An 11938-nucleotide genomic window follows, 5' to 3' on the forward strand; every position below is an offset into this window, starting at 1 on the left:
GAGACTTGTCTTTGCTGACACACTGACAGAATTGTTTGTCCTGCTAATCAATGACAGAAGCTATGGTCGCAACTTTTTGATATACAAATGTTTATTTTGCATCTTTTGTTGCCGTAGTCCCTTATGGGCTAATAACAGGGCTAAATAATCTCCAAACGAATCATTGACCTCAGTATTGGTAATCTTACTAAGGAATTTTAATTGCGCATCTGGAAACATAGCCACAGAAGCAGTTTGCATAACCTCTGTTAGCGATGGCAGCAACATTGCCTGAAAGCCTTCGTGTAATGCGATACTCACCCCTTTGGGGTCAAAATCACCAAAGTAGTAGGCGGGTTTCCCCGTTTCCCTCCAGGACTTTTTCAGTGTTGATGATCCTTTGCCGTATATCTTGTCGCCCCGATAAATGATTAGTGGTGAATGGAAATCTTCTGTAGGGAGAAAAAACTTATTCAGCTGATAAAAACAGTCCAAATTCTCGACCACTAATAAAGCATCAAACTCCACTAAGTTTATATCCTGCCACTCGCTGTCGACCACCTGAACTTGTATGTTCTTGCTGCAGACAACTGGATCTGTCAGATAAAACAGCACACGATTCTGGCGCGGTTTAATACCGAGGCTTTTTATTTCCTGATCGCTTCTCGTAGCGTTTTCAAGTCGATTTTTATCCTTTAGCAGTTCACGAAAGTTGCTCTGTTTTAATTGGTTCTGAATAGTGGCTATGTGCTCGAGAAGATGCAAGTTGAAAGTAAATTCTGGCAAGTTTAGGATATTATCTGGCAACAGTCCTTGCTCAATGCACCAGCGTAAAACAAGTATCACGCTTTTGCCGCTGGTTTTCTTTTTCTCATTACCTTTCGCCCGCAGCCTTACCTCAAGAGCGTTTAGCCATACGAGCTCTGCATGTTTTAACCCGTTAGCTTGTATCATGGCAGCTGTAGCCTCAGGTGGATATCAGAGATGATTCTCAGTGCATTGAACTGACCAGCGGGTTTTTCCATATTGCGTAATCTAAACAATTTTTTATTCTTTTGTGGTAGGGAGTGATACTCGGAAATAACCTGAAATAACCACATCTCACTGTCCCATGGCAGGTGTTTTTCAAAGAGATAATTCACCGCACTGATGGCTTTTGACTGCTCAACAACGTACAGATAGAAATTATCAACATCGATTTTCAATGCCTGTTGACGTGCAAGTATAGCTTCATCAATACCATGATCGGCTGTACTGACAGTTTCAAATTTCGCTACCGTCGGCAACGTTGGACGAGGTATTGCATGCAACAGCTCAGCAAGAGTCTGCCGATCGGCAAATCTATCGAGCGCGATCGATGCCTGAGTATGAAGAACAGTAGCAATATTAAACAAATCGGGAACGTCAAGACGATCGGTATAACTCGCGGGTTTATATTGAGGATGCTGCTGTAAAAATGCTGCCATATTACTGACCAAGAGTGACCGAGACTGTTGTTGGCGAAACTTAGCCATGAGATCTACAAGCCGACGCTGAACTTCCAGTAAGGTGCTGTGGTGCGAGCTACAACGATGCTGCAACTGACTGACGAGCAGCTTGCGCAGGGGGTTATTGCCCTCAGCCAGTTCAATCAACTCATTAAAATCCAGTAATTCCAGGCCATCTAGCAGGCGGCGAGACTGTTTTTGTGCTCGGGCATTTTCATTTATTTTTTCGTTCAGTGTGCTGACAAATCCAAAGTCGTTATTTAAACGATGCCAGAGACTGTCAATTGCTTCTTCAAACTGACCACTGAGATCGTGAACGTGTTCTGCCAGTCTCTGCATATGCAACTCAGCCACCACATAATCTGCTTTGTAATGAGAGTCGCGCCATGCCTGTACTTTATTGCGTATTTGCTCGAGTTTTTCGGCCACATCGGCATTTATTTGGCGACGGTTCTCATCAGCAATCATGCTGGCAATCAGTTCACTGACCAGGGGTCGTAGCATCAGTGGTTGCTGTTCATCCGGTCGATAGAGAATACGTGCAACAATTAACCTCTTGAGGGCAGTATCGCTGAAGGATGTTTCATCAACATAACCATCCAGATAGCCTTTCATCAGCGCCTGATGATGTTTCCCCAGCAGTGCAAGGCGTTCGGAACCGGTTCTAAACAACCCGGAGGTGAGGACATCTTCAGTCATCAGATCAAGCTCTCCTGCACTGGAGCAGTATCTTCCACTGGAAGGTGCTCTTCATCACGAATAAACCTGATAACATCAATCAGGTAATCAATTTTACCGGTAACATAAAAATAGTGGCGATCGGCATGGGGCTGTCTCAGATAACCATGCTCTTTAAGGCGGTTAAAAATCAGCTTCAACTGAGTATCAGCCGCCGGGCTCTGACTATTGAAAAAACGGTGACTTGCGAGTTGATTTAAGCGATGACGTAAGCTTTGATTATCTTCGACTCGTGCAATTATTTCTGCCAGTTTGAGAACGTCCCCTGCGATCAGGGTATTTTCCTGCCCCAGCGTTTCCTGCACTAGTCGCATCCACTCAAGCAGTGGCAGCAATGCCGTGATAATCAAACTGAACTGGTTGCTAAGCTGATTTCGAGCCTCCCTGGTCAGCTCACAATAACCTGCGTAGTACACCGTACTACTGTCATTGCTGACCACTCTACGGTTCAGTGGGCGCAAATAATCATTTATTTTTTGGCGGGTCTGTTCTTTATGTAGATGACGAAATGCATCACTGTCGCTGACATTGCAGATAAATTCACCGGCCAGTAAACGCTCTAATAAAGGACCATGTTGCAGCATTACATCGTCTCCTGTTGTTTTTGCGCCAGGCGTAGGGATAACCTGTTTGGTTCGGGATGGATGCGCTTCAGCCGACGTTTGCCTGGTTCAAGCTGATCGGCTTCAATCAGATAGCGGTGCTGAAATAGCATCAGCACCTCTGACTCCGGGTTCGGGAATGCTCCAACGATAACAATGTTATTGTTGTTACAGGCAGTGAACAGTTTTTCCACATTGTGGTAGGCCAGAGTACCGATCTCATCGATCGGCCAGTGAATGGTCACCTCTGAATTACCACGCAGCAGACGAGTAAAGGCCAACAGATATTTGCAAAGGATAAGATAGGCCATTCCATGACTGGAAGCCTCCAGCAGTTGGCGATCACTTTTAATCACTAAATCAGAACCGCTTTCATGCAAATGAAGCTCAAGGCTCAGTAAGGACTCCATGCTGAAACGTTCATCGCCTTGCATCAGGTCGACAACATCGGCTAAAGCATTGAGATAGTTTGTGGAAGGGGCAGCTTTGCCGGAAGAACGCCATTCATCATAACTGCGGGCGAAATGCTTTAATGGCCGCCAAAACTTCAGTTCATCAATAGTGGAACGAATCCGTACTTCAGATTTGCCGATCTCTTCCAGCAACAAATCATCGGCCACTGCTTCACTTAAACGGCGGCTCTGGAGTGAAATGCGACGATTGATATCACTAAACACGGTGAAGAATTTCTTTAGATCGCCGCCAATGTTTTCTCCCATTTCAAGGAGTTGCTGTTGCTGATCCTTAAGGATTTTCAGCAGTCCAGACAGGATGGGTATCTGCTGGCGCTTGGCCGTTGGATCTGGCAACTGTTTGACTTCATAGTCGAGCCGATCGAGAAATTCGGTTTGCGCATCCAGGCTGAGTACTGACTTGAAGTCATGCAGTTTACTTTCCAACTGTGCCGTGATCCTGGCGTACAGCTCACACATTTCATCGGTGCGTGCCAGACGCTCCAGAATATCGGCTGTAGTATCCAGCCTGGCTGGAGTGACGTTTTCCAGATTAAACAGCTGTAGCACAGAAAGCCTATCTCTTAACTGAATCAGTAAATTATCAATCTCGGCTATTTCACGCTGAAACTGCAGTCGTTGGCTGCTGAGCTGTTGTTTCTGGCCATGATGGCTGATATTGAGTCGATCTAACTGTTGTTTTAGTTCGCGCTCGAGATGACTGAGCGTAGTTTCCTGGGCTTCGCGTTGTGGGCGCAGTTCGTTCCAAAAGGAACGCATGAAATGCTTCCAGCCTTTAAGCTCATCAGCACGATCCTCAATTATCTGGATTTCTTTTCTTAATTCTTTATACCGCTGTTCAACTAATCTGATACGCGCGTGATCAATTCCTTTTTCTGACAGCTCAACATTTAGCGTTTGCTGTAACTCCTCAATTTGTTGGCTGATGCTGTCGCGCTTATCACTTATCTGTCGTTCTAGAGCTTCCAGTTCTATCTCAACGCTCTGAATTTCACCCTGAAGATCAAAAGAGGACTGCAACTCCTTAAGATCCTGCTCTGTTTTTAATTCTGTCAACATGTGCTGTTGCTGTTGTAAAGCCGACTGTTGGTTCTTCTCAAGATGCTGTAAATCTTCGCGTTTCAGCTGTTTACGCTCCAGATCTAAAGCAGTGTGTTTCTCTTTTAGCCGTTGGCGACTAGCTCGAGTATGTTCAATTTCAATTTGCTGTTGGCAATTATCTCTCACCAACTTCTCCAACTGTATTTTCTGCTGTTCGACCTGTTTATGGTATTCGTCGAATTTTTTTTCAGTGGCATGCAACGCAGCTTTCGCCTGTGTAACTTCCTGCTCTGCACGGGTTATGTGATGCAGGATGGCGGCTTCATCTAGGGCGAAGACGGGCATTTCCACGTTGACCAGTTCAAGTTGCAGGCCATAAAGCAAATCGTTGGGAGCAGCCAGGTAAGGTTGGAGATCTTTACGATCGAGCAGATTTTCGTTGAGTACTTTCCCCAAATTCTGCTGCCAGTCAGGGTAATTTGAACGTAGAAAATAGCGCAAAGTGCCCTGTTCTGGATCTAACTGGCGATGTAGCTGCTGCAGTTCGATCTCTGTTTTGTGATGCCGGACTCGACATTGTTCAAGCTGTTGATCGGCAGTTTCTTGCTGCTGAAACGCTTGCTGATAGTGTTGTTGTTGCAGTTGGAGTTGCTGCGCCAATAGCTGCGCATTTGATTGAGCTTGTTCGACACGAAGTTCTGCAATCTGGCTTGCTTCACATTCTTCGACAGTGAGCTGTGAGTGCCCTAGTTCTGTTTTAATAATGGCGATATTTTGCCCAATATCTCTGAGCTGAAGGGTAAACTGTGCTGTTTGATGCAGTTGCCGCTCACTAAACTGCTGAATAAGCGCTTTATTTTTCAGGTCATAACGTTGGTAGATAGCGTCTTTATCTTTATTAAGGTACTTGATTTTTTGTTGTACTTTTTCAGTAAGTTCATGAAAATTTTCTTTAAGTTTTAATTTGTGTTGTTCAAATTTATTCGCCAGCTCACCTTGTTCTTCCCTCATCAATTGTCGCTCTTCAGCCAGCTCCTGTAGCGAAATACGCCACTGCGGTAGCGCGGCGGTATCGACCTGCAATTGCGCTATATCCCGACGTTCATACTCCTCATACTCTTCGTGAATTTTTTTCAGGGAAACGCGGGTGGTCCCTAGTTCACTACGTGTTTCGCTGAGTTTTCCGTTCAGTTCGCCAAGCTGTAAGTTGTAATCTTCTTCCAGTAGCTTTAACGCTTCACGACAGTGCAACAGCATTTGTTCTTTCTGAGCCAGACTCTCTTTTTGCTGTAATTCATCAGCGTGCAGTAAAGGACGCAATGCGGCGAGCTGTGATTCGTGATCATCCAGCTGTAAACCTAGTTGTTGCAGGTGTTCAAAGTTCTGCTGCAATTTGTCGAAGTGCAAAGAATGGCGCATTTTCTGGATCCATTCTCGTGCTTTGCTGCTTTTGACTTTGGTTTCAGGAAGGGTCACACCATCTTCTTCGAAAATCGCCGCCAGCATTGCTTTCAGCGTGTCCATTTTTCCTTCTTTGGCATGTACCGCACTGACCAGTTTTTCAATATGCCGAAGTTTATGGCCGCCTTCGACCAGGCTAAATACAGCGGCCAGACGGCGTAATTTATGGTTATCCACGCTGTTGCCACGCAGAGCTGTCATGTCATTCTGGATGATGCTGCGATATTCACTGGTGGCGCTGATTTTTGCGGTAATCTGAATATTACCTAGCTCACGCATTGCTGAGACTAGGCCGCTGTAGCTTAATGCTTTGACGCCCTCGTCTGTATGACGCAGATAATGCTCGCTATTATAAGCACATGCGACAAAGCGGTATTCAACCCCACCTTCATTTCTGCGGGTGAGGACCACCTGGCAAATATTGCCGTTAGTGCGTCGATATTCATAGATGATGTAGCTGTTGCTAAAGGGTAGGTAGAATTCGTCAAATTTCTTGCGGTTGGCACAACCCGGTTAGGTTGCTCACCATAAAATACGGGTAGCAGACGCTGAAGCGTCGTTTTCCCTGACGCATTGGTGCCACAAATATTCGAATGTTGATCAAGCTCTATTTCATATACGCCAGGTAAATGGGTATGAATCAAGATAAGGCGAAGCAGCTGCGACATATGCTCTCCCTGATTAGGATTTCTGCCCCCAAGGCAGATAATACAAATAAGTTAAATCGTCTAATTTGAAGTTGATATACTCACCTTCGTTATTTTTAACCGGCGGTAACTCACTGAAAATAAAGAGATATAAAGGCTTTGTTGCCAATGCTATTTTATCCAACGTCTCCCTGGACGTTCTATCATACTCTGAACTGTCAACGAGTCTGGCTGGGATGAAAAAGGTTGGCTTGCATCTTAATTTTCCTGCCCGAATTTTTTTATCAAAACGAACAAGATAGTAATCATCCTTGCGGTTGAGCCATGCCTTACCGAAGAAGATGCGCGGTTCATCCATATACTCGCTCAGATCCTTGCTATCGTCGACTTTGATAAAGAAATTTCTAAGAGGTAATTTTCCTTCTGTTGTGTTGAGGAAAAAGTTTTCTTTTCGAATAAAGGCGTTAACTAGTCCTGAAAGACGCTTCCTTGAATTTCGGTGTTTAATGTTCTCCCCATCCTCGGTTACTCCTCTGCGTAGTCGTTTTGCCACGGCCTCCTCATCATCTGATGCGGGTAAGTCATGAATGGTGCATTTTTTTGGTGAGGATAAATCTAAATCCACTACATCATCAAAAATGAATGGGAGGGCTTCAGGGTCTTCTCGAGTCATTCTTACATGACGTATATTTTCATCTGTTTCGGCTTCTAGGCGACACCCCAAACTATGTTCAGAAACAAATTTGAAGTAAGGCTCCCGTTTACGAAGACGCTTTGGCCTATCCAAATTGGCACAGGTTACTTGGGCGCTACAGTTTGACTCAGGGCATTCAAAAAGGTGTTTTGAAGTTAAAACTCCCTCTGAAAAAAATTTATCTGCCTCTTCTGCAGTAACATCTTTCACAATTTGTAGGCTATGTGCCAGTTCCAGTTTCATTGTACCTCCCATTTGAACATGAACTTTATCGTTTAAAAAATACGTCCCTATTAATTGTTTAAATAATTGTTCCCCTTTGCGCCGTGTATTGATTAAAATCAATGAGTAGCGATATTTTCTTTTCGTTGTTAACGAGTTCAGTATATTCAACTGGGCATAACATTCCGATACTGGTTAGTTAAACATGTAGCATTTTGGAGCACTTATGACAGTGAGTAAGCTCACTTGGGATCAAACCTTACGGTATCGTCTGCTTGAGATTGTGTTGCAGTGGGAGGGGCGGCTGACTGCTAATCATCTTTGTACTGCGTTCAATATCGGTCGCCAGCAGGCATCAAGAGATATCAATCGCTATATCAAAAATCATTCTCGAAAAGGGTTAGAGTACGATCCTAAACTGAAGGGATATAAGCCTACCGTGCATTTTGTTCCCCGCTTTAGCGAAGGAAAAGTAGACGAGTACTTAACACTTCTATACGAGGAGAAACAACAGGTACGTCAGCATCAAGATCATGATGCAGTACTTCCCATGATGGATTTACGCTATGGCCATATTGAAATTCTAAATGTCCCGGTTCGACATATTGACCCAGTCATAGTTCGAGGCTTGGTGCAGGCTGCTCGCTATCAGTTAAGAGTTGATGTGGACTATGTCTCCTTAAACTCGGGAGAGCAAAGCGGACGCAATATTATTCCGCATACCTTGGTCTATGATGGGATTCGATGGCATGTTCGCGCTTACTGTGAAAAGAAGAGTGATTATTTGGACTTTGTGATGAGTCGTTTTCGCGGGATCCCGGAATTACTTGATGTATCAGAGCATGGTAGGGAGCAGGATCGTGAATGGAATACACAAGTAGTTGCTGTGGTTGTACCAAATCCCGAATTAAGACGCACTCAACAAGAAATCATAGCTAGTGATTACACGATGAGTAAGGGGAAGCTTCTAATTACCCAACGTATCCCGCTAATGCATTATGCCCTAGAGCGGCTGCAAGTCAGCTATGACGGTGAGCATTACGAGAAGCCACTGCAACACCCTCTTGTGCTAGCTAATAGGACCGAATTGATTACTCAAGGGTGCAGTTTCAAACTTACAAGTGCGGATCTGCCAGGAATGTTGGGTTCGTAATTTTAGGACTTAAACGGAATTCGGAGTGAATTCTAGTTACTATCGCAAAGGGGGGTAAGTATGGCAGCGATAAGGCGAGTTCTATGTGGTCCATGCTTTGGTTTTAGACTCCGTCAGGCATGGGCTCTGGGGCTGAGGCGTTTCCTGTTATAACCTGACAACAGTTAAGAAAGAGCCAGCGAGTTATCTTTTTAACAGCCTTTAAGCTGTATTTATAATAATACAGCCTATAATCTGTACAGAGCGATGAGGCAGCGAGCCGCTATCTATGAATACCGTCTATCCATTAAAAACACTGCGTCAGCTACGCCCGTTGCTGGTTGGTTTTCGTAAAGCAAAAGGGCTGACACAAAAAGATGTCTCTGAAAGGCTGGGTGTTACCCAGCAGACCTATGCGCGTCTGGAACTAAACCCTGCTTCAGCCAGTATGGAACGTCTGTTCAGGGTGTTTAATGTGTTGGGCATTGAAATGGTGTTTTCCTCCGAGCTTGCCTCCCCGGGATGTGAAGCAGAGGAGGCTTCCACAGCTCATATAGACTCACCCGCCAGGCGAGAACAGTGGTGAGTACGGGGCGCTTGCGTTAAGCATCAATAATGTCGCCTGGCTTCCGGTTATGAAACCCTGTAAAGCCTATAGTTATTAACTGGCTTTCAGCGATTTGGATTAACTGGATAAGGAGTGTTTATGGCAAGAGTTTTTATGTCTTATACGCATAAAGATGAAGCTTTGCGGGACGAATTAGAGGTCCATTTAGCCATGCTTAAGCGTGAAGGCGTCATTGATGTTTGGCACGATCGTCGAATTAATGCGGGCGATGATTTGAATGCATCTATTGATGCACAGCTAGATCATGCAGACATCATTTTGCTGTTGGTTAGCCCCGACTTCTTAGCTTCAAAGTATTGTTATGACATTGAAGTCCAAAGAGCGATCGCGCGTCACCATGCTGGGGAGGCGAGAGTTATTCCGGTAATACTGCGTCATTGTGATTGGCAGTCTCTGGCGGTGCCGTTTAACCAGTTATTGGCTGTCCCACGTGATGGATTACCTGTGACCCGGTGGCCAGATCGCGATGAGGCATTTCTCGATATAGTTCGCCAAATCCGTGGTGCGTTGCCAAAAGCGGCTCGACAGGCGTTTTCCCAGCCTTCAGGAGCTGTCATTAGCGAGAATATCCAACGTGTTGACGTACCGAGATCGAGTAATCTCAGGCTGACTAAAACCTTTACTGACGTGGATAAAGATCGCTTTCTTGATGAGGCTTTTGCATTTATCAGCTTGTTTTTCGAACACTCTTTGTCTGAACTTCAGCAACGTAACCCAGGGATTGATTCGCGGTTTATCCCTATTGATGGTAATGCTTTCGGCTGTGTAATTTATCAGCAGGGCAAAGCCGTGGCTCGTTGTGGCATCCGAAGAAATGTGGCTCGGGGGTTTGGTGCAGGGATTTCGTTCTCCCATGACGAGAGTGCCCCTGGCAACACGTTGAATGAAAATTTGACGGTTGAAAACGATGAGCAATCAATGTATTTGCATCCGATGGGGATGCAAATGTTTCGTGGCGGCTCGAGAGAGTCAAAACTGAGCTTTGAAGGTGCTGCAGAGCATTATTGGGCTTTACTCATTGAGCCTCTGCAACGTCGTTAGTCATTATCTTTACAAAAAAGACGCTAAATAGTGTTTTTATTGTACATATACCAATGGTAAGTTAGGTATCTATACAGTAATGACGTTAAATGGCGTCTTTTTTGTTGAGATAAACACAATGGATAAACTGACGGCGATTACCAAGCTTGATGAATTTAGTCATAATGGGCGCTATATTTTTCATCTGCATGATTTTGATAAAATTTTTCCTGATGAGTCCCCCAGGGGCTTAAAGGCTTCGCTTGAGCGTTTGGTGCGAAGCAAAATCCTGACTCGGGCTGTACAAGGCGTTTACGTTTACAATCGGGCCACGAAGGATAGTTATATCCTTGAACATATTGTCAAAACTATGCGGAGAGGCGAATACAATTACGTCAGCCTGGAATCCGCGTTATCACAATATGGGGTTATCTCACAGATCCCTATGGATCGTTTAACCGTCATGACGACGGGAAGATCCGGTGAATATAAAACGCCGTGGGGAATTATTGAGTTAACCCATACCGAACGTTCCGTTAGCTCTATCTTGGAAGGGACGGTTGAGACAAAATCCCCAATTAAATTCGCGAAAAAAGAAACGGCGGTGCGAGATCTACGCAGGGTTGGCCGAAATACACACCTAATTGATAATAGGGAGCTGGAGAATGTCTAAGCGTATTGATTTTGATGGTTTAGTCGCGGAAGCGATCCAACAACAAGGGCTGTCTGCTTTGCGCCCTGTTGTTGAAAAGGAATTGTTACATTACGACATTCTCTTCTGTTTGTCAGAGGCCGGTTTATTAAAGTCGTTAGTATTTCAAGGGGGGACTTCGCTGAGATTATGCTATGACTCAAATCGTTTCAGTGAGGATTTGGATTTTGCTGGTGGCGTAGAGTTTTGCTCTGCCGATCTTGTTGCAATGAAAAAGTGTATTGAATCCTACTTGGGTGATCGTTATGGGTTGGAGGTTGTAGTCAAAGAGCCTAAAGAGCTGCGTGCAGAGCCTGAATACTCAGAGGTTAAGGTTGATAAGTGGCAAATTTCGATCACAACGGCACCTGAACTACGGGATGTACCAAAGCAACGTATCAAAGTTGAAGTTGCCAATATTCCAGCCTATACGCGTTCAGTGAGGCAGCTTGTACGCAACTATTCGGTTCTCCCTGATGGTTATAGTGACACGTTGATTAATGTTGAAACGCTGGAAGAAGTGATGGCTGATAAATTGGTCTCACTCCCTGCCACGACAAAGTATATCCGGTATCGTGATTTATGGGATTTAGTCTGGCTTAAGCAACGCTCAACCAATGTGAACTCTGAACTGGTTCGTAAAAAATTGGATGATTATAAAATTGAAAACTTTGAAGGTAAGCTCCAGTCAAGAATTGACTCACTGGAAGATATTATCGGCGGCGGACGGTTTCATGAAGAAATGAAACGATTTATCCCTAGTCATGTTTATGATACGAGTCTGGGACGAGAAGGGTTTTCACAGTACTTACTGGATACATTGAAATTGTTATTGACTCAGGTGAAAAATGAACTCTATGGCAGAAATGAAATAAATACTGTCTTTAAGATGTGAATATCTTAATGATTATTAGAGAGTATGCCCGTTGGGTTGTTTCACAGGGTGATGACTGACGATTATATATTATCCGATATGAATATATGCCTAGGGGTAAACGTTAGAACGAATTTGCGTGCCTCAGTTGACTATTGCTGTACCCAAGTAAAAATCACTACGCACTGATGTCACAGCAAGCAGTATTGATTCATGTATAATCTAGCCATCTTTTTGCGCCCCTATTCA

Annotated in this window: 9 protein-coding genes and 1 pseudogene; 5 read left to right on the forward strand and 5 right to left on the reverse strand. The window is 44.5% G+C overall.

Annotated features, from left to right (window positions below):
• Window positions 1–60: 60 nt before the first annotated feature.
• The 5 genes and pseudogenes from QOT07_RS02410 to QOT07_RS02435 all read right to left on the reverse strand — a co-directional run bounded on the left by QOT07_RS02410 (window position 61) and on the right by QOT07_RS02435 (window position 7365).
• Window positions 61–933 (reverse strand): DUF7281 domain-containing protein, encoded by an 873-nt coding sequence (locus QOT07_RS02410; protein ID WP_283602502.1) that lies wholly within the window; start codon window positions 931–933, stop codon window positions 61–63.
• Window positions 930–2165: a hypothetical protein gene (locus QOT07_RS02415; protein ID WP_283602503.1), complete on the reverse strand. Its 1236-nt coding sequence runs from the start codon at window positions 2163–2165 to the stop codon at window positions 930–932. The genes QOT07_RS02410 and QOT07_RS02415 overlap by 4 nt, the downstream gene beginning before the upstream one ends.
• Window positions 2165–2788: a condensin complex protein MksE gene (locus QOT07_RS02420; protein ID WP_283602504.1), complete on the reverse strand. Its 624-nt coding sequence runs from the start codon at window positions 2786–2788 to the stop codon at window positions 2165–2167. The genes QOT07_RS02415 and QOT07_RS02420 overlap by 1 nt, the downstream gene beginning before the upstream one ends.
• Window positions 2788–6449 (reverse strand): annotated as a pseudogene (locus tag QOT07_RS02425) (ATP-binding protein). Before QOT07_RS02425 ends, QOT07_RS02420 begins: the two are co-directional and overlap by 1 nt.
• 13 nt (window positions 6450–6462) lie before the next feature.
• On the reverse strand, window positions 6463–7365 hold the full coding sequence (locus tag QOT07_RS02435) for a hypothetical protein (protein WP_283602505.1): 903 nt from the start codon (window positions 7363–7365) through the stop codon (window positions 6463–6465).
• Between the two features lie 205 nt (window positions 7366–7570).
• On the opposite strand from QOT07_RS02435, the gene QOT07_RS02440 reads away from it, so the two are divergent.
• The 5 genes from QOT07_RS02440 to QOT07_RS02460 all read left to right on the forward strand — a co-directional run bounded on the left by QOT07_RS02440 (window position 7571) and on the right by QOT07_RS02460 (window position 11710).
• Complete coding sequence (locus tag QOT07_RS02440; protein WP_283602506.1) at window positions 7571–8497, forward strand: BrxR family helix-turn-helix transcriptional regulator; 927 nt, start codon at window positions 7571–7573, stop codon at window positions 8495–8497.
• Window positions 8498–8765: 268 nt separating this feature from the next.
• Entirely contained in the window at window positions 8766–9062 is a 297-nt protein-coding gene (locus QOT07_RS02445; protein ID WP_283602507.1) for a helix-turn-helix transcriptional regulator, read from the forward strand.
• A 120-nt stretch (window positions 9063–9182) separates the two neighbouring features.
• A complete protein-coding gene (locus tag QOT07_RS02450; protein ID WP_283602508.1) occupies window positions 9183–10145 on the forward strand; it encodes a toll/interleukin-1 receptor domain-containing protein in 963 nt (320 codons plus the stop codon).
• 118 nt (window positions 10146–10263) lie between these two features.
• Window positions 10264–10797 (forward strand): type IV toxin-antitoxin system AbiEi family antitoxin, encoded by a 534-nt coding sequence (abiEi, locus tag QOT07_RS02455; RefSeq protein WP_283602509.1) that lies wholly within the window; start codon window positions 10264–10266, stop codon window positions 10795–10797.
• A complete protein-coding gene (locus QOT07_RS02460; RefSeq protein ID WP_283602510.1) occupies window positions 10790–11710 on the forward strand; it encodes a nucleotidyl transferase AbiEii/AbiGii toxin family protein in 921 nt (306 codons plus the stop codon). The genes abiEi and QOT07_RS02460 overlap by 8 nt, the downstream gene beginning before the upstream one ends.
• Window positions 11711–11938 lie beyond the last annotated feature (228 nt).

The organism is Serratia proteamaculans (assembly GCF_949794035.1).
In the GTDB taxonomy this organism is placed as follows: domain Bacteria; phylum Pseudomonadota; class Gammaproteobacteria; order Enterobacterales; family Enterobacteriaceae; genus Serratia; species Serratia proteamaculans.

Excerpts from the sequence above, each read along its gene's own strand:
- QOT07_RS02440 (WP_283602506.1), top strand. The coding sequence starts at position 7,571 with ATGACAGTGAGTAAGCTCACTTGGGATCAAACCTTACGGTATCGTCTG.
- QOT07_RS02415 (WP_283602503.1), bottom strand. The coding sequence starts at position 2,165 with ATGACTGAAGATGTCCTCACCTCCGGGTTGTTTAGAACCGGTTCCGAA.
- QOT07_RS02460 (WP_283602510.1), top strand. The coding sequence starts at position 10,790 with ATGTCTAAGCGTATTGATTTTGATGGTTTAGTCGCGGAAGCGATCCAA.
- QOT07_RS02410 (WP_283602502.1), bottom strand. The coding sequence starts at position 933 with ATGATACAAGCTAACGGGTTAAAACATGCAGAGCTCGTATGGCTAAAC.
- abiEi (WP_283602509.1), top strand. The coding sequence starts at position 10,264 with ATGGATAAACTGACGGCGATTACCAAGCTTGATGAATTTAGTCATAAT.
- QOT07_RS02450 (WP_283602508.1), top strand. The coding sequence starts at position 9,183 with ATGGCAAGAGTTTTTATGTCTTATACGCATAAAGATGAAGCTTTGCGG.
- QOT07_RS02445 (WP_283602507.1), top strand. The coding sequence starts at position 8,766 with ATGAATACCGTCTATCCATTAAAAACACTGCGTCAGCTACGCCCGTTG.
- QOT07_RS02435 (WP_283602505.1), bottom strand. The coding sequence starts at position 7,365 with ATGAAACTGGAACTGGCACATAGCCTACAAATTGTGAAAGATGTTACT.
- QOT07_RS02420 (WP_283602504.1), bottom strand. The coding sequence starts at position 2,788 with ATGCTGCAACATGGTCCTTTATTAGAGCGTTTACTGGCCGGTGAATTT.